General features: G+C 62.0%; 25 protein-coding genes. 12 read left to right on the forward strand and 13 right to left on the reverse strand.

The annotated features are described in order from the left end of the window. Positions 1–18 precede the first annotated feature (18 nt). Positions 19–987, forward strand: a complete 969-nt coding sequence (locus tag ABD833_RS06795) for a YihY/virulence factor BrkB family protein (RefSeq protein WP_345071846.1) — start codon at positions 19–21, stop codon at positions 985–987. A 78-nt stretch (positions 988–1,065) separates the two neighbouring features. Here the strand turns inward: ABD833_RS06795 and rlmN are convergent, their stop codons facing one another. After that, positions 1,066–2,142, reverse strand: a complete 1,077-nt coding sequence (rlmN, locus tag ABD833_RS06800) for a dual-specificity RNA methyltransferase RlmN (RefSeq protein WP_345071847.1) — start codon at positions 2,140–2,142, stop codon at positions 1,066–1,068. Positions 2,143–2,229: 87 nt separating this feature from the next. After that, a complete protein-coding gene (locus tag ABD833_RS06805; protein WP_345071849.1) occupies positions 2,230–2,658 on the reverse strand; it encodes a thioesterase family protein in 429 nt (142 codons plus the stop codon). Between the two features lie 90 nt (positions 2,659–2,748). Between ABD833_RS06805 and mnmC2 the strand changes: the two genes are divergently transcribed. From mnmC2 to ABD833_RS06825, 4 genes are all read left to right on the forward strand, one after another. Then, positions 2,749–3,423 (forward strand): tRNA (5-methylaminomethyl-2-thiouridine)(34)-methyltransferase MnmC2, encoded by a 675-nt coding sequence (gene mnmC2, locus ABD833_RS06810; RefSeq protein ID WP_345071850.1) that lies wholly within the window; start codon positions 2,749–2,751, stop codon positions 3,421–3,423. Positions 3,424–3,489: 66 nt separating this feature from the next. Next, positions 3,490–4,047 carry a hypothetical protein gene (locus ABD833_RS06815; protein ID WP_345071852.1) on the forward strand — a complete coding sequence of 186 codons (558 nt, stop codon included), beginning with the start codon at positions 3,490–3,492 and terminating at the stop codon, positions 4,045–4,047. A 64-nt stretch (positions 4,048–4,111) separates the two neighbouring features. Beyond that, the gene (locus ABD833_RS06820; RefSeq protein WP_345071853.1) at positions 4,112–5,326 is read left to right on the forward strand and encodes a DUF2157 domain-containing protein; all 1,215 of its coding nucleotides are present in this window, start codon (positions 4,112–4,114) and stop codon (positions 5,324–5,326) included. A 5-nt stretch (positions 5,327–5,331) separates the two neighbouring features. After that, on the forward strand, positions 5,332–5,862 hold the full coding sequence (locus tag ABD833_RS06825; protein WP_345071855.1) for a GDYXXLXY domain-containing protein: 531 nt from the start codon (positions 5,332–5,334) through the stop codon (positions 5,860–5,862). 12 nt (positions 5,863–5,874) lie between these two features. Here the strand turns inward: ABD833_RS06825 and ABD833_RS06830 are convergent, their stop codons facing one another. The 10 genes from ABD833_RS06830 to ABD833_RS06875 form a co-directional block, all read right to left on the reverse strand. Further along, positions 5,875–6,450 (reverse strand): 5-formyltetrahydrofolate cyclo-ligase, encoded by a 576-nt coding sequence (locus ABD833_RS06830; RefSeq protein ID WP_345071856.1) that lies wholly within the window; start codon positions 6,448–6,450, stop codon positions 5,875–5,877. Positions 6,451–6,529: 79 nt separating this feature from the next. Further along, positions 6,530–8,122: a bacillithiol biosynthesis cysteine-adding enzyme BshC gene (gene bshC / locus ABD833_RS06835; protein WP_345071857.1), complete on the reverse strand. Its 1,593-nt coding sequence runs from the start codon at positions 8,120–8,122 to the stop codon at positions 6,530–6,532. A 269-nt stretch (positions 8,123–8,391) separates the two neighbouring features. Then, positions 8,392–9,705 carry a 30S ribosomal protein S12 methylthiotransferase RimO gene (gene rimO, locus ABD833_RS06840; RefSeq protein ID WP_345071859.1) on the reverse strand — a complete coding sequence of 438 codons (1,314 nt, stop codon included), beginning with the start codon at positions 9,703–9,705 and terminating at the stop codon, positions 8,392–8,394. A 111-nt stretch (positions 9,706–9,816) separates the two neighbouring features. Then, positions 9,817–9,954 carry a hypothetical protein gene (locus ABD833_RS06845; protein WP_345071860.1) on the reverse strand — a complete coding sequence of 46 codons (138 nt, stop codon included), beginning with the start codon at positions 9,952–9,954 and terminating at the stop codon, positions 9,817–9,819. 3 nt (positions 9,955–9,957) lie between these two features. Next, complete coding sequence (locus ABD833_RS06850; RefSeq protein WP_345071861.1) at positions 9,958–10,158, reverse strand: hypothetical protein; 201 nt, start codon at positions 10,156–10,158, stop codon at positions 9,958–9,960. A gap of 124 nt (positions 10,159–10,282) precedes the next feature. After that, entirely contained in the window at positions 10,283–11,260 is a 978-nt protein-coding gene (gene ftsY, locus ABD833_RS06855) for a signal recognition particle-docking protein FtsY (RefSeq protein ID WP_345071863.1), read from the reverse strand. A 259-nt stretch (positions 11,261–11,519) separates the two neighbouring features. Next, the gene (locus tag ABD833_RS06860; protein WP_135395614.1) at positions 11,520–11,681 is read right to left on the reverse strand and encodes a DUF4295 domain-containing protein; all 162 of its coding nucleotides are present in this window, start codon (positions 11,679–11,681) and stop codon (positions 11,520–11,522) included. Between the two features lie 7 nt (positions 11,682–11,688). Beyond that, positions 11,689–11,871, reverse strand: a complete 183-nt coding sequence (gene rpmG, locus ABD833_RS06865; protein WP_084445215.1) for a 50S ribosomal protein L33 — start codon at positions 11,869–11,871, stop codon at positions 11,689–11,691. Positions 11,872–12,213: 342 nt separating this feature from the next. Continuing rightward, positions 12,214–12,453 carry a 50S ribosomal protein L28 gene (gene rpmB / locus ABD833_RS06870; RefSeq protein WP_073105200.1) on the reverse strand — a complete coding sequence of 80 codons (240 nt, stop codon included), beginning with the start codon at positions 12,451–12,453 and terminating at the stop codon, positions 12,214–12,216. Between the two features lie 93 nt (positions 12,454–12,546). Beyond that, a complete protein-coding gene (locus ABD833_RS06875; RefSeq protein ID WP_345071867.1) occupies positions 12,547–12,765 on the reverse strand; it encodes a C1orf53 family protein in 219 nt (72 codons plus the stop codon). A 145-nt stretch (positions 12,766–12,910) separates the two neighbouring features. Here ABD833_RS06875 and ABD833_RS06880 point away from each other — a divergent pair, with 145 nt between their 5' ends. From ABD833_RS06880 to ABD833_RS06905, 6 genes are all read left to right on the forward strand, one after another. After that, on the forward strand, positions 12,911–14,059 hold the full coding sequence (locus tag ABD833_RS06880) for an acyltransferase family protein (protein ID WP_345071868.1): 1,149 nt from the start codon (positions 12,911–12,913) through the stop codon (positions 14,057–14,059). Positions 14,060–14,152: 93 nt separating this feature from the next. After that, entirely contained in the window at positions 14,153–14,665 is a 513-nt protein-coding gene (locus tag ABD833_RS06885; RefSeq protein WP_345071870.1) for a DUF2314 domain-containing protein, read from the forward strand. Positions 14,666–14,780: 115 nt separating this feature from the next. Further along, positions 14,781–16,040, forward strand: a complete 1,260-nt coding sequence (gene rocD, locus ABD833_RS06890; RefSeq protein ID WP_345071871.1) for an ornithine--oxo-acid transaminase — start codon at positions 14,781–14,783, stop codon at positions 16,038–16,040. Between the two features lie 550 nt (positions 16,041–16,590). After that, on the forward strand, positions 16,591–17,583 hold the full coding sequence (hemB, locus tag ABD833_RS06895) for a porphobilinogen synthase (protein WP_345071872.1): 993 nt from the start codon (positions 16,591–16,593) through the stop codon (positions 17,581–17,583). A 97-nt stretch (positions 17,584–17,680) separates the two neighbouring features. Next, complete coding sequence (locus tag ABD833_RS06900; RefSeq protein WP_345071873.1) at positions 17,681–18,886, forward strand: transglutaminase domain-containing protein; 1,206 nt, start codon at positions 17,681–17,683, stop codon at positions 18,884–18,886. A 37-nt stretch (positions 18,887–18,923) separates the two neighbouring features. Next, positions 18,924–19,430: a GNAT family N-acetyltransferase gene (locus tag ABD833_RS06905; protein ID WP_345071874.1), complete on the forward strand. Its 507-nt coding sequence runs from the start codon at positions 18,924–18,926 to the stop codon at positions 19,428–19,430. Positions 19,431–19,600: 170 nt separating this feature from the next. Here the strand turns inward: ABD833_RS06905 and ABD833_RS06910 are convergent, their stop codons facing one another. Beyond that, positions 19,601–20,983: an APC family permease gene (locus ABD833_RS06910; protein WP_345071876.1), complete on the reverse strand. Its 1,383-nt coding sequence runs from the start codon at positions 20,981–20,983 to the stop codon at positions 19,601–19,603. Positions 20,984–21,234: 251 nt separating this feature from the next. Here ABD833_RS06910 and ABD833_RS19425 point away from each other — a divergent pair, with 251 nt between their 5' ends. Next, complete coding sequence (locus tag ABD833_RS19425; protein WP_486326959.1) at positions 21,235–21,474, forward strand: hypothetical protein; 240 nt, start codon at positions 21,235–21,237, stop codon at positions 21,472–21,474. The last annotated feature ends 12 nt before the right edge of the window (positions 21,475–21,486 follow it).

Raw genomic sequence — 21,486 nt, forward strand, 5'->3', positions numbered from 1 at the left:
CACCTGACCACTCGCCGCATGGCCACCCAGCACTCCTTCGCCAACATTACCGGTATCCTGAAAACCACCGCGGCCGAGTTCATGAACAACAACTCCTTCCGGCACGCGGCGGCGCTTTCCTACTACACTATTTTCTCTTTGCCGCCGCTGCTGATCATCGTCATCACGGTAGCCGGCTCCCTGTTCGGGTCGGAGGCTATTACGGGGGAGGTTTTTGCCCAGATGAAGGGACTGGTAGGAGCCGATTCGGCTAAGTTCATGCAGGACAGCATCAACGAGTTCAACCGGCAGGAGCGCAGCGGGGTGGCGGCCGTCATTGGCATCGGGACCCTGATTTTCGCCGCCACCACATTTTTCGTCACCCTCCAGGAAAGCATCAATGACATCTGGAACCTGAAGGTGAAGCCCCGTAACGGCATCTGGCAATTCATTCACGACCGGTTCCTGTCGTTCGGCCTGATTCTGAGCGTGGCGCTGCTGCTGCTGATTTCGTTTGTTATCAGCGCCGTGCTGTCGGCCTTTACGGGCTACCTGCAGCGCCTGCTGCCCGAGGTCACCGTTATTCTCATCCGGTTTATCGACTTTGGCCTGTCGCTGGTAGTTACGTCCCTGCTGTTTGCGCTCATCTACCGGTTCCTGCCCGACGCCATCATCCGCTGGCGCGACGTGGGCGTGGGGGCCTTTATCACGGCACTGCTCTTTATGATCGGCAAGTACCTCATTGCGGCCTATATCGCCTATTCCGATCCGGGGTCGGCCTTCGGGGCGGCGGGCTCGGCCATCGTGCTGCTGCTGTGGGTCAACTACTCGTCCCTGATCATCTTCTTCGGGGCCGAGTTCACTCAGGAATTCGCCGATGCCTACGGGCAGAAAGTACAGCCCAAGGCCCACGCCGTACGCATCGAAACCCGGGAGATTCCCGAGGGCGAGAGCCGAGAAGAAATTACCACCGGCCGCCCCCGCTCCACGGGCCGGTTCCGGACCTAGCCTGATTTGCCGGCCCAAAAAACCCCGGTGCAGCAATGCGTCGGGGCTTTTTGTACGGACTGAAATCTAAGGTGCAGGCTACCCGGCGGCCACGGCTTCCGAGGGCTGCTTTACCGCCAGCTGCCCGCAGGCCGCGTCGATGTCTTTGCCGCGGCTCCGGCGCAGGTTGGTCTGCACGCCCCGGTCGGCCAGATATTTCAGGAAGGCCATCAGCTTGGCTTCGCCGGTGTTCTTGTAGTCGGCATTTTCGATGGGGTTGTATTCAATCAGGTTCACCTTGCAGGGAATCCACTTCGAAATCTGGAACAGCTCCTCGGCGTCCTGCAGCGTGTCGTTGAAGCTCTCAAACACGATGTACTCGTAGGTCACCTTGCGGCCGGTGCCCTCATGATAATACTTCAACGCCTCCTTGAGCGAAGCCAGGGAGTTGGCTTCGTTGATGGGCATTATTTCGTTGCGCTTGGTGTCGTTGGGCGCGTGCAGACTCAGGGCCAGATTTGCCTTCACGCCGTCGTCGGCCAGCTTCTTAATCATCTTGGCGATGCCGGCGGTGCTGACCGTGATGCGGCGCGGGGCCATGTTCAGGCCCTCGGGTGAGGTGATGCGCTCAATGCTTTTCACCACGTTGGCGTAGTTCAATAGCGGCTCGCCCATGCCCATGTACACGATGTTGGTGAGCGGCGTGCCGTACTCGCTTTCGCACTGCTCCTTGATGCGCACCACCTGGTCGTAGATTTCGGCCGCGTCGAGGTTGCGCTTGCGCTCCATGTAGCCGGTAGCGCAGAACTTGCACGTGAGCGAGCAGCCCACCTGCGAGCTGATGCAGGCCGTCATGCGCGTGTCGTGCGGAATGAGCACGCCTTCCACGATGTTGCCGTCGTAGAGCCGGAACGCCGACTTGATGGTGCCGTCGTTGCTGAGCTGCTGGTTCTGCACCGTCACGCCGTTGATGACGAAGTGCTGGGCCAGCAATTCGCGGGTGGCCAGCGACACGTTGTTCATCTCCTCGAACGAGGACGCCGTATTTTTCCAGAGCCACTCCAGCACCTGCTTGGCGCGGAAGGGTTTCTCACCGTGCTCCACCATAAAGGCTTTGAGCTCGTCGGGGGTGAGTTTGCGAATGTCGCGCTTGGAAAGTACGGTCAGAGGAATCATAGGGCAAAGATACAACGCCCGAGGCAGTTGGGTTCCGAAAAAATGGAACCGGCCCGGGGGAAAGCCGCGCGGCGCAAAAGCCCGGCGCTACAATTCTTCCAGCTGCTGCCGGGTTTCTGCCCTCATCGGGCGCAGCTTGCGGGTGGCGTAGTCGAAGAGCAGCATACCGGTTTTGGCGCGGGCAATTTCCTTACCGGTCTGGTTCTTCACCCAGTACACCACGTCGAACCCGTACTTATGCAGGTCGTTGGCGGCCAGCTCGATGTGGAGTACGTCGCCGTAGAACGCTTCGCCCTTGTACTCGATGGCCACGTCGGCCATGATGGTGCCCTGACGGGTTTCGGCATCCAGCTCCCGCAGGCCGGCGTGGTGCAGAAACTGCACCCGGGCTTCGTGCAGCAAACTCAGCAAAGCATCGTTGCCGAGGTGGCCGCCGTAGTTGAGGTCGGTGATGCGCACCGGAATAGCCACGGTGAGCGGGAAGCGGCTGGGCAGCAGGATTTTTATGCGGGCCATGGGGCAGGAAATTTTACTTGTTCATTACGACTCGTATCTTAACGATTCGCCCCGAATCTACCGCCACTACCCTCTCCAAAAAACCGCCCCATGATTGAAGTAGAAGTTCGCACCACCGGCGACGGCTCCAGCACGCTGTACGTGCCGGCCCTCGACGAGCACTACCACTCCATGCATGGCGCGGTGCAGGAAGCGCAGCACGTGTACCTCCAGGCGGGCCTGGAACCGCTGCTGACCACCAGTAAAGTCCCGCTCTGGGTGCTGGAAATCGGCTTTGGCACCGGCCTGAACGCGCTGCTCACGCTGCAGCGCAGCCTCAGCGCCGCCCAGCCCATCTACTACGACACGATTGAGAAAAACCCGCTGTCGGCCGACATCATTGGCCGGCTGGGGGCCGAGCGCTACCTGCTGAACCCCGAGCTGCTCGACTACCAGCAGCAGCTGCACGCCGCCACCTGGGCGGTACCCGTGGCCCTCACCACGCGGTTTGCCCTGCACAAAATCCCCGGGGCCCTGCAGGACACGCCCTTGCCGGCAGAGACCTACGACGTGATTTACTTCGATGCCTTCGCCCCCGAAAAGCAGCCGGATATGTGGACCGACGCGGTGTTTGCCCAGCTCTATGAGGCCGCGGCCCCCGGCGGCGTGCTGGTGAGCTACTGCGCCAAAGGCAGCTTCCGCCGCAGCCTGAAAGCCGCCGGCTGGCAGGTGGAAAAGCTGGCCGGGCCGCCCGGCAAGCGCGAGATGACCCGGGCCCGGAAGTAGGCTGGGCCGGCGGGCATTCCGCCTGACTAAACTATCTGCCTTGGACCACCGCCAACAAGCCGCGTCATGGATAACCTCACGAGCACCCTTCTCACTGCTTTACTCAATGCAACCGTGATGGGAGCCATCGTAACGGCCCTGGTGAACCTGCTGTTTAAGGCCCGGTTCGAGCGGATAGCGACCGACATCAAAAGTCAGTCGGAGCAGATCGGACTGATTTACCGGTCGCAGTACACGTGGCGGGAGCAGTCGTTGTCGGAGCTGCTGGGGCCCATCAATATCCTGCTCAGCCGCACTGAAAAAGCTTTTAAGCGCCTCGGGCCCCACAACACCTTTGTTGAGGCCCGGATTCTGAAGGAAAGCAACGAGAAGATCCGCGACCTGCTGCTGCAAAAGAGCCACCTGACTCCGGCCAGCCTCAGCGGTGATGCCCTGGCACTTATTGAGCACTTTGACCGGTATCTGGAAGAGTTTGAAAAGCTGCGGGGCGGGCAAGCTCCGGCGGCGGAGGCCCCTTTCGTCTTTGTGGGGCCCGCCGGCTTTCCCTTCCCCCGTCAGGCGGCGGATAATTTTCAGGCGGAATACCAGAGCATGTGGCAGCAGGTGTACGGGCACCGGGGTTAGCGGCGGCATTTCCCGGTTCCGCCATCCACTGCTTCTTCCCTTTCTGCGTAAGTTGGGGCTGATTATGAGTCGGAAGCTACTGGAAACTGAAGGCCCGAAATGGGTAGCGCAGGGCATCATTGCCCCCGAGCAGCAGCAGCGGCTGCTGGCGCTCTACCCCGATGAAGGCCGCGTGGTCGGCCTGCTACCCCTGCTGGGCTCCCTGCTGGTAGGGCTGAGCGCGCTGAGTCTGATTGCGGCCAACTGGCAGGCCCTGCCCGAGCCGGCGCGCCTGCTGCTGCTGCTGGCCGCGCTGGGCGGGGCCTACGCCGCGGGCGAATACTTCCTGCGCCGCGGCGGCAACGACTCCCTCGGCATTGGCCTGATCGGACTGGGCCTGCTGCTGTTCGGGGCCGGCATTGTGCTCACCAGCCAGATGTACCAGCTCATCGGCTACGACGTGACCGGGCTGCTGGCCTGGGTCGTGGCGGGCACCGCGCTGACGTTCGTGTACCAAAGCCGCTTCCTGTTTGCCCTCACGGTGGTCATCGGCGGCATCGTGCAGGGCTACAGCACCGGGCAGCTCAGCGGCTTCAGCTATTTCACGGCGGCCCTCACGGTGCTGGGGCTGGGCGCCTACTGGTGGCGGCGGCCCGATGCCCTGCTCGGCGGCGTGCTGGCCAGCGGCATCCTCTGGCAGGCGGGCCTGCTGGTGGGGTTTCTGCACGCCAAAATCACCTGGTTCTTCATTCCGGCCATGCTCATCTACGCCGCCGGCGACTGGCTGGCCGACCGCCCCGCCGGCCGCGCCCTGCAGGTGCCACCGCTCATCGCGGCCTTCCTGTTCACCTTCGGGCTGGCGCTGTACGGCGAAACCGATACCTACGCCGGCCTGCTGCGCCCGCCGTTTCTGGCGTATCTGGGCGCGCTGCTGGCGGTCTTTGGGGTGTCGGTGGCCGGCAAGCGCGCCCGGGGCCGCCTGGGCAGCCTCACCGACTGGCTGCTGCTGCTGCCGGGCTTCTACCTGCCCAGCGGCCTGGCGCTGGCCGTGGCCACCCTGGTGGTACTGTACGCCTACTCCGGCACCATGCTGTGGCGGGCCCAGCAGGAAAACAACCCCGACCGCATCACCCTGGGCACCACGCTCTTCATCCTGACCACCATGGCCGCCTACTTCAAGCTGACCTGGGCCTTCATGGATAAGTCATTGTTCTTCCTCTGCGGCGGGGCGCTGCTGCTGGGCCTGAGCTGGTATCTGCGGCGGGCGTCGGCCCGGGCGTTACCACCAAAACCGGAATAAGCGGCATGGCGACTCCCCTTCCGCTGGCCCGCCGGCATCGGCTCGTTCTGCTCGCCGTAGCCGCGCAGGTGCTGTTTCTGCTGAGCGTGGCGGCGGCCGGCTACGCCACCACGGCCTGGGGCCGCACCATCACGCTGCGCACCGCCCCCGTCGACCCACGCGACCTGCTCTACGGCGACTACGTGCGGCTCAACTACACCATCAGCCAGGTACCCATCCGTCTGTGGCGCGAAGCGGGTCGCGCGGCCCGCACTAACGAGCCCGTGTACGTGGTGCTTCAGCCGGCCCGGGGCGCCTACGAAGCCACCGCCGTATTCGCCCGCGAGCCGGCGGTGGAGCCCCGGCAGATAGTGCTGCGGGGCTGGGTTACGAACTCCTGGCGGCAGGGCCTGCGCATCCGCTACGGGCTGGAACGGTATTACGTGCCCGAAGGCGAGGGTCGCAAGCTGGAGCGGCAGGCGGCCCTGCTGGTCCATGTCAGCATCGCGCCCTGGGGGCAGGCGCGGATTACGGAGGTAGTGAGTGCGCCGAAGTAATACGCGCCTGGGCTACTTAAACCGCCACACCCGCTCCGGCGTCAGGCAGGCGTGCAGGCGTACGTCGCCGGCCCACACATCTTCGATGGCCGGCACGGGTGGCTCCAGGCTCAGACCAATCCGCAGGGCATCGGGGCGGCATTCGGCCAGAAACCGGTCGTAGAAGCCTTTGCCGTAGCCGACGCGGTGGCCCTGCTCATCGAAGGCCAGCAGTGGAATCAATACGGCGTCGAAGGCGGCCGGCGCTACTTCTGGCACCTGCACCGGCTCCGGGATGCCCCAGCGGTTCGTAACCAGCTCCGTTTCGGGCGTAAGCTCAAAATGCCGCAGCGTGTGGCCATCGGGCTGCACCACGGGCACGGCCAGGCGCACCGGCAGCTGCTGCCGCCAGATTTCCTGGATAATCGGCCACAGCGTGGGTTCGTGCTGCCGCTCGATGGGCAGAAATACGTGCAGCCACCGCCACTCCGCCACGGCAAAGCTGCCGAACAGCTGCCGGCCCAGCGCGGCGCTGCCCTGCGCCACCGCCGCGTCCGACAGCTGCCGCCGTTGAGAAAGTGCCCTCTGACGCAGCTCAGCCTTTTTCATGGGTTTTTGGTTAGTGGTTTTTCGTTTTTGGTCTGGTCTACCGGGGCTAAAAACCAAAAACCACTGACCAAAAACTAATTTACTCTTCTTCCAGCACCGTAAATTCCAGCGCCAGCGGCTCAAACGCGTCGACCAGCTGCCGCAGGAAACCGGGATTGTTGATCAGGATGCTGAGCACGTTGTCGGAGCGCTCCTGCAGCTCGCCGCCGGGAAAGAGCTTGTCCTTGAGGGCCGTGAGCTGGGAATAGGCGGTTTCGTGCTTGGCTTCGGCGGCTTTGCTGAGGCGCTTTTCCAGCCCGGCCACGCCGCCGGCTACTTTCTGCTGCTCGGCGGCTACCGTCTTCACCAGCGTCGGGTCGAGGCGCTGGGCCAGGTCGGCTATTTCCTGGAACGCCGCGGCCAGCATCTGCTGCTGGGCGGCGAGGCTGATTTCCTCCTGCCCCAGCGTGGCGCCCACCTGCTTTTTCAGCTCGGCCAGCGGCTTGAAGATGTCGGTGGGCGTGAGGCCCAGCTTACGCAGCTTGCCCGCGTTGGCCTTGCCCAGGTATAGGGCCGAGTTGCGCAGCAGCACGATGGGGAACAGTACGCCGTAAGTGTCAAATACCTGCTTCAGCTGAAACCAGTACGCTACTTCCGCCCCGCCGCCGATGTAGCAGAGGTTGGGCAGCAGCAGCTCCTGGTACAGGGGCCGCAGCACCACGTTAGGGCTGAACTGCCCGGGATGCTGCCGGGCCAGGGCCAGTAATTCCTCCTGGGTATGGCAATGGCTGGTGTTGCGGATGGTTATCTGCACGCAGTCGGCCAGCCCGTCGGGTTCCAGCCGCTCGCGCTTGCCGGCGTCGGTCAGGAAAAACAGGTTCAGCGGGCGCGAATACACCTGGGGCTTGTAGCCGGCCGCTTCGAGCCGGGCATTGGTGGCCTGCACCGCCTGGTTGGAGGTCTGGCCGGCTATTTCGCCTTCCAGCACCGGTACCAGCGCCTGCTTGAGTCCGGGGTGGTCGGCGTCGAGGCTCACCAGGCCCAGCTCACCAAACAGCGCGTGCGTCAGCCGGTGGGTGGCTTCGGCCAGCGTGGCGCTGCCGCGGTAGGCCTCCTGAAAAGCCGGCGGAATATCCGCCGGCAGCTGGTCCAGCAGCTGCTCCGCCAGCCCATCCAGCTTCAACCGGCCTACCGGACCACCGGTATCGGCGGCATCCCAGGCGTAGCGCTTGCCGAAGAGCTGGAAGTGGTTGATTTCGGCAAAGTCGTGGTCTTCGGTAGCCATCCAGTATACGGGCACGAAGTCGTAGGGCGGATATTTTTCCTTGAGCTGCCGGCAGAGCTTCACCGCCGAGGCAATCTTGTACACGAAATACAGCGGGCCGGTGAACAGGTTGAGCTGGTGGCCGGTGACGATGGTGAAGGTGGTATCTTTTTCGAGCAGGTCGATATTGGCGGCCACGGCCGGGTTTACCTCCGCCAGCGTGGCGTACTGTTCGCGCAGCGCAGCCACCAGCCGTTGCCGGGCCTCGGGGGAGTAGGCCGCTTTTTTCTCCTCTATCTGCGCCCCAAATTCCTCCAGCGCCGGAAAGCGGTGGTAAAACGGGCTTAGTTCAGGACGCCGGGCTGCGTAGTCAGCAATGAAAGGGGAAAAGGCGCCGGTAGCGGCGTAGCTGAGGTGGTGCAGAGGCATACAGGCAAGAAATCGGTCGGGAGTGGGTGCAAAGAACGGCATAGGTCCCGAATGACAGGCTCAACCAGCCACCAGGGGTAATGTTATCCTCGTGGCGAAGCACCAACGGCGTAGGGTGCGAGGCGGGAAGGAGCGGTAGAAGCGCCGGCGCCGGCTTGCGTCTCTACGTCGTGCTTACCCATAAAAACGGCCGGCTCTCTGCTGAAAGAGAGCCGGCCGCGCCGTCCACAAAATCCGTGAAATCCGACTAATCCGGACGAATCCGTGGTTCAGACAAGCTTGCCGTACAAATCGAAGTCCGAGGCGTCGGTAATCTGGACCGTGGCGAAGTCGCCGAGGCGGACGTGGGTATCGGGGGTGGCGGGCACCAGCACTTCGTTGTCTACTTCCGGCGAGTCGTACTCGGTGCGGCCCACGAAGTAGCCGCTTTCCTTGCGGTCGAAGAGCACCTTGTAGGTCTGGCCCACTTTCTCCTCATTCAGCTCCATCGAAATACCCTGCTGCAACTCCATGATGCGGTCGGCGCGCTCCTGCTTCAGCTCGGCCGGTACGTTGTCTTCCAGCGAGTAGGAGTGGGTGCTTTCCTCATGCGAGTAGGTGAAGATGCCCAGGCGCTCGAAGCGGGTTTTCTCCACGAAGTCGTAGAGCTCGTCGAAGTCCTGCTCCGTCTCGCCGGGGTGGCCGGCAATGAGGGTGGTGCGCAGGGCAATGTCGGGCACGCGCTGCCGGATGGTGTCCACCAGCTCCACCGTGCGGCGCTTGCTGATGCCGCGGCGCATGGTTTTGAGCATGTTATCGGAAATGTGCTGGAGCGGCATGTCCAGGTAGTGGCAGATGTTGGAGCGCTCCACCATCACGTCCAGGGCATCCATCGGGAACTGCGAGGGGTAGGCGTACTGCATCCGGATCCAGTCGATGCCGTTCACGTCGGACAGGTTGCGGAGCAGGTCGGCCAGCTTCCGCTCGCCGTAGTGCTGCAGGCCGTAGTAGGTCAGGTCCTGGGCAATCAGGATCAGCTCCTTGGTGCCCTGGGCGGCCAGGCGCTTGGCCTCCTTCACCAGGTCCTCGATGGGCCGGTCCACGTGCTTGCCGCGCATCAGCGGGATGGCGCAGAACGAGCAGGGGCGGTTGCAGCCCTCGGCAATCTTGAAGTAGGCGAAGTGGCGGGGCGTGGTCAGCATCCGCTCGCCCACCAGCTCGTGCATATAGTTTGCCTCCAGGGCCTTGAGCAGCTGGGGCATTTCCAGGGTGCCGAAGAAGGCATCGACCTGCGGAATCTCGGCCTCCAGGTCGTCCTTGTAGCGCTGCGACAGGCAGCCCGTCACGTAGAGCTTTTCCAAGCGGCCGGCGTCCTTTTCCTCGGCGTAGCGCAGAATGGTGTCGATGCTTTCCTGCTTGGCGTTGTCGATAAAGCCGCAGGTGTTGATAATCACGATGTTGGCATCCGACTTTTCGGCCTCGTGGGTTACGTCGAAGCTATTGGCCTTGAGTTGGCCCATCAGCACCTCCGAGTCCACCAGATTCTTGGAGCAGCCCAGGGTGATGACGTTGACTTTATTAGCCAGCTGGCTTCTTACTTTCATATGCGTGGAGTAGGCAGGCGGCCGGGCAATTTCTTAGAAGTGAGAAAGTTGCCCGCTACGGCCCGCAGCTAAAATTGGAGCGCAAAGGTACGCAGGAGCCAACGCCTTTTCCTACTGCACTCGTTCCTTTTGCAGAGCCAGTCCCCGCCCGCCCGTCAGCAGACCGTACACGCCGGGTACCAGGCAGCGCAGCACGGCTCCCAGCGGCACGGCCAGCGCCACTACCAATGCCGGCAGCACCAGATACACGGCCTAGGTGCTGGCCCGGCCATTGCCGCAGGGCACCGTCAGGGGTTCGTCTACGGGCGTCCAGGGCTGCAGGTAGCGCGGGTGCAGGTTGTAGGCGTGCACATACACCAGCAGCACCACGGCCACCAACGACCAGAACCGCAGCTTCTGACTCAGGAACGCCGGCAGTCGGGCGGGGGCGGCGGGTGGGACAAGGGTTGCCATCCTCGGCAAGATGTTGGAATTTCTCCGCCCGTTGCCTCAACCCTGAAACCCCGCGGCCCGCCTACCAAAAGGTAAGCGGGCCGCACGCTGAGGCGGAATTCCGCCGGTTAAATAGCTGAAGCCGTTATTTCTTAAACAGCGAGTTGACGAACGTGTGCCGGTCGAACAGCTGCAGATCCGTCATCTTCTCGCCCACGCCAATGTAGCGCACCGGAATGCTGAACTGGTCGGAGATGCCGATAACCACGCCGCCCTTGGCCGTGCCGTCGAGCTTGGTGATGGCCAGGGCCGTGACTTCGGTGGCTTTGGTGAATTCCTTGGCCTGCAGAAAGGCGTTCTGCCCGGTGCTGCCATCGAGCACGAGCAGCACTTCGTGGGGCGCGTCGGGAATTACCTTTTGCATCACGCGCTTGATCTTGCTCAGCTCGTTCATCAGGTTCACCTTGTTGTGCAGGCGGCCCGCCGTGTCGATGATGACCACGTCGGCCCCCATTTCCACGCCTTTCTGCACCGCGTCGTAGGCCACGGCGGCGGGGTCGGTGTTCATGCCGTGCGAAATAACCGGCACGCCCACGCGCTGCCCCCAGATGATGAGCTGGTCGACGGCGGCGGCACGGAAGGTGTCGGCCGCCCCCAGCACCACCTTCTTACCCGCCGAGTGAAAGCGGTGGGCCAGCTTGCCGATGGTCGTGGTTTTGCCCACGCCATTCACGCCCACCACCATAATCACGAAAGGCTGGCCGGGGCTGTCGGCGCGGTCGAGGATGGCGCGGGAGCCGGTAAGGCCGCTGTTGGCGTCGAGCAGCTCCACAATTTCCTCGCGCAGGATGCGGTCCAGCTCCGCGGTACTCACGTACTTGTCGCGGGCCACGCGCTTCTCGATGCGGTCAATCACCTTCACGGTGGTATCGATGCCCACGTCGGCGTGCACCAGCAGGGTTTCCAGGTCGTCGAGCACCGCTTCGTCCACGGTGGCTTTACCCACCACGGCCTTGCTGAGCTGGTCAAAAAAGCTGGTTTTAGATTTCTCCAGCCCCTTGTCCAGCGAGTCCTGCTGCTCTTTGCTTTCCTTATCCTTCTTAAAAAAATCGAAAAGTCCCATGGGGAGTCTTGGGGTCTTAGGGTCTTGGGGACTTGGCAGAGCGCTATGCTCAGTCCCGCCGTCAACTTAGGTATCAGCAAACGGCCGTAAGATAGGGCTCTGGCGCGGACTGCCGCAAATTGGCAGAACCCGGGAAACCAGAAAATCCAAGACCCCAAGACCCTAAGACCCCAGGCTCCTGAAAGACCCTAACACGCAAAAAAGTCCCACGCTGGCGGGACTTCTTCACTTGATTCGGTACGCCAACAGGGGCGCCGTGCTACTTCGTGCCGGAAGCAATGTATTCCTGCACTTTGTCTACTGGCACCATTTCCTCACGGAAGGTGTAAGCGCCCGTCTTCGGGGATTTCACCGCGCGAATGACTTTTGCCCAGTCTTTGCCGCCGGCAACTTTCAGGGTTGCTACTACTTTCTTAGCCATCGTTCAGTTACTTGATTTCCTTGTGAACGGTCATTTTACGCAGCACGGAGTTGAATTTCTTCAGCTCGATACGCTCAGGCGTATTCTTACGGTTCTTGGTGGTAATGTAGCGCGAGGTGCCCGGCTGACCCGAGTTTTTGTGCTCGGTGCACTCGAGGATTACCTGCACCCGGTTTCCTTTCTTAGCCATCTCGACTTGGGGGTTTTTGGATTAAGGACTGCAAAGGTACAAGGGTTTTCGGAATCGCCAAACGGTCAGGACAATGAAGCGCGAAGTTTTATGGCTTCCCGCTTTTTCACATCGTCCGGCCTACCTTTTTCCGACGGAAAAAGAGGCCCCTCCCGGAAACCCGGCGCTGCCTGCCTCGCGGTTAACACTGAGTCAGACAACAAAATAACAACGGAGTGAGCCGGCAGCTTTCGGGCCGCAGCTCACTCCGTTGCCGGAAAACTCAGGAATTGACCGCCGAAGGCTATACGCCAGCGCAGCACCAATTCCTACGGGCAGCCTGCACAGGTGCCCGCCGAAAAGCTAGTAAACGATGAAGCCCTGCTCCTTGGCCTTCTTCAAGACGGCCATGATGCCGTTCTTGTTGATGGTGCGGATGGTGCTGGTCGCTACTTTGAGCGTAACCCAGGCATCTTCCTCAGGAATGTAGAAGCGCTTCTTCTGCAGGTTCGGGTAGAACTTACGCTTCGTCTTGTTGTTGGCGTGCGAAACGTTGTTGCCTACGCGGGTACGCTTGCCGGTCAGATCACAAACTCGGGCCATGATATCGGGGGACTTAGAGGTTCAATGCAAAAAGGGACGCAAATATCGGTATAACTCCGATAATACCAAACCGAAAGGCTGAAAAATAAGCCGTTAGCCGTTCGACGGCCGGCGCGGGGCCTTCCGGTTGGCCTGATCAAAACCCCACGGACAGTGCCGGCAGCCACTTTTACAGCAGGAGCCCCGCCGTAAGTGATACTGCTCAGTAAATACCATAAAGCCTTCGGGCGAGAGGTAAAAGTCGCCGGGCTGGAGTGTTTGCGGTTTGGCAGCCATACGTTCGCAAGGTACGCAGGCGGCCTGATATAGCATTTGGCCTCCATTTTCCCGGCAAGCCACTTGAGATATTTATACAATATTTTAATTAAATATTTATATTCGACCCCCTGACTTTATACTTTCCCTCTTAAATTGTTGTGCGGGATTTTTACTCTTGGTCTTTCCTCAATTGCGGGCTATGGAAACGAAGAAATATGCCTACATCGATGCCTTACGCGGTATTGCGGTGCTGGCGGTGCTGCTGGTCCACTGCGCCCTGGTCGGCACGAATACGCCCACGCATCCCATCTTCGCGGCGGTTGTGCAGCAGGGCGCGCGCGGGGTCCAGCTGTTTTACGTGCTGAGCGCGCTAACCCTCTACCTGTCGATGCACAACCGGGTGACGCAGGAGCAGCGGCCGCTGCTGAACTTCTTTCTGCGGCGGTTTTTTCGGATTGCCCCATTGTTTTACTGCGCCGTGCTCTATTTCCTGTGGCAGGAAGGCTGGGGGCCGCGCTACTGGCTGGGCAATCAGCCTTCGGTGACGGCCGCGCAGCTGCTGGCCACGGTCACGTTCACCAACGGCTGGAATCCGCGCTGGATGAACAGCATCGTGCCGGGCGGCTGGTCTATTGCGGTGGAAATGAGCTTTTACCTGCTGCTGCCGCTGCTGTTTGCCACCGTCACTTCCCTGCGCCGGGCCCTGTGGCTGACGGTGCTCACCACCGGAACGGCCGTAGGGTGCTACGGGCTGCTGAGCCGCTATCCGCTGATTCCGGAAACGGCGCTGTGGAACAACTACCTCTTTCTGTCCTTCCCCATCCAGCTGCCCACGTTCGCCATGGGCATCGTGCTGTATTTCCTGCTGCGCCCCGCCGCCGCGCCACTGGCCGGCCCGCCCGACCCGGCGCGGGCGGGGCTGCTGCTGCTCACCGTGGCCCTGCTGGCTGCCCGGTTCACGCTGGGCGAGCTGGTACCCAACTACCTGTGCTTCGGAGTGTGTTTCGTGCTGCTGACCTATGCGCTGGCGCAGTATCCGGTGCGCGCCCTGGTGAATCCGTTTACCATCTACGTGGGCAAAATCAGCTATAGCATGTACCTCACGCATCTGGCCGTGCTGCACATGATGCAGCAGTTTCAACTGACGGATTTTATTCTGAAGCCGGACTTAGGGGCTGGTCTGGCCAACTACGGCCTGCGCTACCTCACCCTGCTGGGACTGGATCTGGCGGTGGCTACGCTTACGTACCAGCTTATCGAAAAGCCCGGAATGGTGCTCAGTAAGCGGCTTATTGACTGGCTGGAAAAGCGGCAGGTAGCCGCAACGCCCGCGCCTACGGCCGCCTGAGCCATCCTCAACCGACCGGCCGGGACAAAAACAGAAAGACGCTTTTCCTGTATCTTAGTGCGTAGGCGGCTCCTTACCGCAGCCGCTGCGCTTATGCTGCTTCGTCTCCCCCGGTACCTTTTTATGTTCCTGCTGGGCGCGGTCGGAGCAACCCAGGCCCAGCAGGCCCGGCCCGATAAGTCTGCTATTATTGCTACTCCGGTCGAAGCTTCTTCCGTCGATGCGGCGCAGTCGATGCAGCTGTTCGATCAGCTCATAGCGGCACCCGTTAGGGAAGCCCGCCGCACCTTGCCCCAGGCTCAGCAACGCTACCAGGCGGGTTTGCAGCCGGGCGAAACGTTTTACCTGACGACCCGCCTCGTAGACCCGGATGGCACGTTTGAGCAGGTATTCGTGCGGGTGCAGCAGTGGGAGGGCGCTTACGTGCAGGGCACGATTGCCAACGCGCTGGAAACGGTGAAAAGCTACGCCGCGGGCCAGGAGATTGAGTTTACCACCAACGCCGTGCTCGACTGGACGCTGGTGCGGGCCAATGGCGCGGAAGAAGGCAATTTCGTGGGTAAGTTTCTCGCTATTCAGCACCACCTCGACACCCTGGACCGGTAGGCCACCGAAACCCGTTCAGGAGAGAAAGACCGGCCCTTTTGTCCGCCCATCCCGGCCTTTTTCCGTATTTTTGAGGGCGATGAATCTGTTTCTGGCTTAAACCTTTTTCTTCCTCATGCACGCTACTTCCACTGACCCGACCACCACTACCGCCAGCCGCAGTCAGGAGCTGATGGCTCTCGAAGACCGTTATGGTGCCCACAACTACCACCCGTTGCCCGTAGTGCTGGACCGGGGCGAAGGCGTGCATCTGTGGGACGTGGAAGGCAAGCGCTACTACGACTTTCTCTCCGCCTACTCCGCCGTCAACCAGGGCCATTGCCACCCGCGCATCATCGGGGCCATGGTGGAGCAGGCCCAGAAGCTTACGCTCACCTCCCGCGCTTTCTTCAACGATCAGCTTGGCGCGGCCGAAAAGCAGCTGTGCGAGCTGTTCTACTACGATAAGGCGCTGCTGATGAACTCGGGAGCCGAAGCCGTGGAAACCGCCCTGAAGCTGGCCCGCAAGTGGGGCTACCAGGAAAAGGGCATTGCCCCCAACCAGGCCCGGATTCTGGTGGCGGAGCATAACTTCCACGGCCGCACCACCGGCATCATCTCCTTCAGCACCGACGGCGACAGTACCGGCGGCTTCGGCCCCTACATGCCCGGCTACCAGGTGGTGCCTTACGACGACCTGGAGGCCTTAGCCGAAGCGTTGCAGGATCCGCACGTCTGCGCTTTTCTGGTCGAGCCCATTCAGGGTGAAGCCGGCGTAATGGTGCCTTCCGAAGGCTACCTGGCCAAAGCTTACGCGCTGTGCCAAGAGCACCGGGTGCTCTTCATTGCCGACGAGATTCAGACCGGGTTGGGCCGCACTGGTCAATTGCTGGCGACCTGCTACGAAGGCGTCCACGCCGATATTCTGGTGCTGGGCAAGGCGCTGAGCGGAGGCGTGCTGCCGGTGTCAGCGGTGCTGGCCCGGGACGAGATAATGCTCACTATTCAGCCGGGGCAGCATGGCTCCACTTTCGGCGGCAACCCGCTGGCCTGCGCCGTAATGCGGGCCGCGCTGGACGTGTTGCACGATGAGCACCTGATCAGCAATTCCCGCGCCATGGGGGAGGTCTTCCGGGAGCGGATGCGCCGCGTGATGGCCAAGCGTCCCGAAGTGGTAGAGCTGGTCCGGGGCAAAGGACTGCTCAATGCGGTGGTCATCAAGCCCGCCGCCGATGGGCGCACGGCCTGGGATGTGTGCGTGACGCTGATGGAACGCGGGCTGCTGGCCAAGCCCACCCACGGCGACATCATCCGCTTTGCCCCACCGCTGGTCATCACCGAGGAGCAGATGCACGAAGCCTGCGACATCATTGAGCAGGTGATTCTGGCGTTTTAACGGTTGTTTCACCCGGTAGCAGGCAGGTCTTCCCCTAGCGGAGGACCTGCCTTTTTTATGGTCCGAACCTACCGCGGCCACCGGGCTGGGTTCGGGTGCGGAAGCAAAAACTTAATAGAGAAGTAAATCCACAACTGGACCAGGCACCGTATCTTCGCCCGTAACTTCTTCACTGATACCGGTATGCGCTTTCTTTTACTCTTCTTTTTTGGCATTATTTCAATAACCTCCGGTTGTCAGACCAACCGCGTGATGATGGGTACCGGTCAGAGTCCGGCCGGCAGTGTCCCGGTTACCCGGCAGGTGTTGATGCATGATTCCCAGGGGCCGCAGGCCACCCGCGTCACGATGACGGCGGCTGAAGCCGCGGCTTTCCGGCGGCAATAATCCGGCAGGGAGCAGCAAAACGGGCGGCCTGGCCGGGGGGCGGCAGGGGACCAGGAAACGGCTCAGACCAGACTCGACCAGAGGAGGTTTTTCGGCGGGTACGGCCATAACCTTACCTTTGGGACTGCTGTTCTCTCCCGTCTACCCTACTGAAAGCGACTCCATGCCCCAACTCCCCACGCACCGCCCGCGCCGCAACCGCAAGTCTCAGGTTATCCGCGACATGGTGCAGGAAACCCGCCTCACCACCCACGACTTTATCTATCCGCTCTTCCTGATCGAAGGCCAGAACCAGCAGCTGGAAGTCAGCTCCATGCCGGGCATTCACCGCTTTACCGCCGACCGCCTCATCGACGAAATCGGGCGCTGCGTGGAATTGGGCATCCATACGTTTGCCCCGTTTCCCAGCATCAATGACGCGCTGAAGGACCGGCTGGCTCAGGAAAGCGCCAACCCCGAAGGCCTCTACCTGAAGACCGTGGCCGACATCAAGCGCCAGTTCCCCGACGTGGTGCTGATGACCGACGTGGCTATGGACCCTTACTCCTCCGACGGGCACGACGGCGTGGTGGACGTGGATTCGGGGGAGATTCTGAACGACGCCTCGCTGGAAGTGCTGGGCCAGATGGCTTTGGCCCAGGCCCGCGCCGGGGCCGACATCATCGGTCCCTCCGACATGATGGACGGCCGCGTGGCCTGGATCCGGGAGGTGCTCGACCAGAACGCTTTCGGCCACGTGAGCATCATGAGCTACACGGCGAAGTATGCCTCGGCCTTCTACGGCCCCTTCCGCGACGCGCTAGATTCGGCTCCGAAAAAGGGCGACAAGAAAAGCTACCAGATGAACCCCGCCAACCGCCGCGAGGCCCTGCGGGAGCTGGCCCTCGACGAGGCCGAAGGGGCCGACATGGTGATGGTGAAGCCCGCCCTGAGCTACCTCGACGTGATTCTGGACGTGAAAAACCATACCCACCTGCCCGTGACGGCCTACAACGTCTCGGGTGAGTACGCCATGGTGAAAGCCGCCGCCCGCAACGGCTGGCTCGACGGCGAGAAGACGATGATGGAAGTGCTGACCAGCATCAAGCGGGCCGGCGCCGACGCCATCCTGACCTACTTCGCCAAGGAAGCCGCTGAAGTGCTGCGCCGCGGGTAGCACCGTTCGTACTATTTGGCAGCGTTGGGCAAATTCCGTGGGTAATACCGCCGAATTTGCCCAGTTTTGTTGGTGGGCGGTGCGCCTGTTTATTGCTATGACGTCCTTTTTCTACCGTTGTGTATTGCTGGCGCTGCTGGCGTGGGCTGAGCTAACCCAACCCGTGCGGGCGCAGGGAAGCAAGCCAAAGCCCCGCCCGGCTCTTCCGGTGCCCTACCAGGCCGTGGATGCCCGGATGCGGCAGGTGCCCGATTCATCGGCGCGGACGGTGGGCGGGTTGGCACGCTTCATCACGGCCTCCTTCCCGACGGAAGGCGACCGGGCCCGCGCCGCTTTCGTGTGGGTGGCCCGCCACATCCGCTACGACGTGGACAATATGTTTGTGCTGGAATATGAGCGGGAGCCAGCCGTGGTGGTGCAGGAAACACTGGACCAGCGCCGGGGCGTGTGCCGGCACTATGCCGAGCTGTACGCCGCCCTGGCTAACCAGGTGGGCGTGCTGACCTACGTAGTACCCGGCTACACCAGCCTGCGCGATGCCGTGGGCCACGCCTGGTGCGCCAGCCGCATTGCCGGCCAGTGGCAGCTGCTGGACCCGACCTGGGCCGCGGGCCGGGTGGAGAACAACAGGTTCGTGTGCAAGCTCAACAACGATTATTTCCGGGTGGCCCCGAAGGTTTTCATCGGTTCGCACATGCCCTTCGACCCGCTGTGGCAGCTGCTGCCCGCGCCCCGCACGCCCCAGCAGTTTCAGCAGGGGCTCACGCCGGCCGCGCCCCACCCGGCCTTCGCCTTCGCCGATTCGGTGGCGATGTATACCCAGCAGAGCGCGAAACAGCGGCTGCGCGCCACCAACCGACGCATCGAGCAGAATGGCGTCAAAAGTGGGTTGATTTTCACCCATTTAGCCAATAACCGCAGCCGGGAAGAGAACCTGCACCTCGATACATACAACGCGGCGTTGAGCGAGTACAACCAGGCGGCGGCCCAGTTCAATGCCTTCATTGACTTCTTCAACCGCCAGTTTCAGCCCCGCCAAACTGATGCGGAGCTCAGGCTGCTGCTGCCGCCCGTCCTGGCGCACATCGGCCGCGCACAGGAGCTGATGGCGGCCGTTCATACCCGGAACCCCGCGCATCTGGAGGCTATGCGGGGTTTTGAAACCTCACTGCGAGAAGCCGAAACCAAGCTGCACAACTACCAGGCCTTCCTGGACCGGTACCTGAGCACCAACAAGCTGCTGCGGCCGGCCCTGTTCATGAACTTTAGCACTATTGGCGGGCGCAATGAAATGATGCGCTGACGGGCGGGCCCACTTATCCTCACCTATTTCGCTGCTCATGCTCACCACCCGCCGCGCTACGTTTACTGACATCCCCGCCATCCTCGTGCTGGTGCGGCGGGTGGTACCGCTGATGCACGCCAGCGGCAACTTCCAATGGTCGGCGGATTATCCGAACGAGGCCGTATTCACCGCCGACATCGAGCACAACTACCTCTGGGTAGCCGAGCTTGCGGGCGCGGTGGCCGGCGTGGCCGCCCTCACCCAGGACCAGGATGCCGAATACGCCCAAGCCGATTGGGACGTGACCGAGCCCGCCCTGGTCACGCACCGCCTGGCCGTGGATCCCAATATTCAGGGCCGGGGGGTGGCGTTGGCCCTGATGGAACAAGCCGAAAAACAGGCTGTAGCGCAAGGATTAAAAGTGCTGCGTGTGGATACCAACTCCGAAAACGCGGCCACGCAGCGGCTGTTTCCGAAGCTGGGCTACCGCTTCGCAGGCGAAATTACGCTGGCGTTCCGGCCCGGCCTGCGGTTTTTCTGCTACGAGAAGCGGCTGGCCTAAAGTAGTTCCAGCTTTAAGGCTTCGTTGGAAACTTAAAGTCTTTGCCCGGCAAAGCCCGCAGCTGCCGGTCGGGCCCCGTAGCATCCAGCAAGTCAGCCTCGCGCGGCACAGCGTAATTGTAGGACGAAATGGTATGACCTAAATTACGGCCTGCTTTGATAGGGCCCGTTTTATTTTTCGGTCTTATCTGCGCCAAACGGCCATTGCTGGCGCCGCCGGCTCCACAGCAGAAACACCAGGATACCCGTGCCGATAACTGTCAGGCCGGAAAGCATAAACGTGGGGCCCGTACTCCAGAAAATCAGCAGCCACACCACTACGGCCACGAGTACCGGCACTGGATACAGCGGCATCCGGAACGGCAGGTGGGCCGTGCCGACGCGGCGGCGCAGCAGCATCAGGCCGATAGCCTGCCCCACGAACTGCACCAGAATGCGCATGGCCAGGATGGCGGTGATAACCTCGCCGAGGCGGAACAACAAACTGAATACAAAGCCCAGCCCGCCCAGAATCAGCAGCGACACGTGGGGAAAATGCTTGGTGGGGTGGGTTTTGGCGAAGAGCGGCAGAAACTCCCCGTCGGCCGCCGCCGCGTAGGGGATCCGGGAGTAGCCCAGCAGCACCGCAAACAGCGAAGCAAACGCCACCCACAGCACCAGCGCCGTAGCCGCCTGCGCCGCCACCGGCCCGTAGAGCTTCTCCACAAACGTGCTGACGATGAACTCCGAATGCTGCGCTTCCTGCCAGGGAATAACGGTGCCCACGCTCCAGTTGAGCAGCAGGTACAGGGCGGCAATACCCAGAATACTCAGGAAAATGCTGCGCGGAATCACGCGCTGCGGATTCTTGATTTCGCCACCCAGGTGGCACACGTTGTAGTAGCCCAGGTAGCTGTACACCGTCTTGACGGCCGCCTGCCCCATGGCCGCCGACAGCAGCAGGCCCGGCAGCGCCGAAAAGCCGCCCGCCGGCAGCCAGGCCACGGTGTGCTCGGCGTGGGTGAGACCGCCGAAAATCAGCCAGGCCATGAGGCCCAGCACCCCTATCCAGAGCATCACGCCCAGCCGGCCAATGTCCTCAATGCGGCGGTAGAGCAACGCAATCAGCGCCAGCACTACTATGCCCGACACCATTTTGGGCTGCCACCACGCCGTCAGGGGCACGAGGTAGCCGAAGTACTGGGCAAAGCCGATAGCGCCCGAGGCTACCACCAGCGGGGCCTGCACCAGCGTCTGCCACACGTAGAGAAATGACATCAGCCGGCCCCACTTCTTTTCGCCGTAGGCCAGCTTCAGAAACCGGTAGGAGCCGCCGGCCTCGGGGTAGGCCGCGCCCAGCTCGCTCCAGATCATGCCATCGACAATGGCCAGCCCCGCGCCCACCAGCCAGGCCAGCAGGAAGTAGGGCCCCATCATCCCCATCACCAGCGGCAGGGTCACGAAGGGTCCGATGCCGACCATGTCAATCATGTTCAGGGCCGTGGCCTGCACCAGGCCCAGGTTGCGGCGGAGCGGGGCGGCGGTAAGGGCAGCTTCGGTAGAGGTGTTGGTCATAGGGCCGTAAAAGTCGGATAAAAGCCGATTGTTCCACGCCCGTTGCCAACTTCCCTTTGCCCGAGCCCGTACCACGGGCAACTAATTCACTCTTCTATGGCCGGAACTTCTTCTTCCCAGCGGGTCGTGTGCGGGGCCATCGGGACTAATCTGGCCATTGCCGTTGCCAAGTTTGTGGCGGCCTTTTTTCACCGGCTCCACAGCTATGCTCTCCGAGGGCTTTCCACTCCCTGGTCGACAGCGGCAATGGGGTGCTGACCCTGTGGGGGCTGAAACGCGCCGAGCAGCCGGCTGATGCCCGCCACCCGTTCGGGACCGGCTGCAGGATGCCATCCGGGCCAAGCATCCGGAGTTTAAGCGTATTTTCATCGCAGCCAAATCCATTGGCCATAAGCAGCGGCCCACCGAGCCCGCCCGCTGATTCTGCCCCGTTTGCTCCTCTCCCACCCCGCCCTACCCCCGATGCCCAGGCGTCGGGGGCTCACCTATGAAAACCCGTGCGT

Source organism: Hymenobacter fastidiosus (assembly GCF_039539565.1).
Lineage (GTDB): Bacteria > Bacteroidota > Bacteroidia > Cytophagales > Hymenobacteraceae > Hymenobacter > Hymenobacter fastidiosus.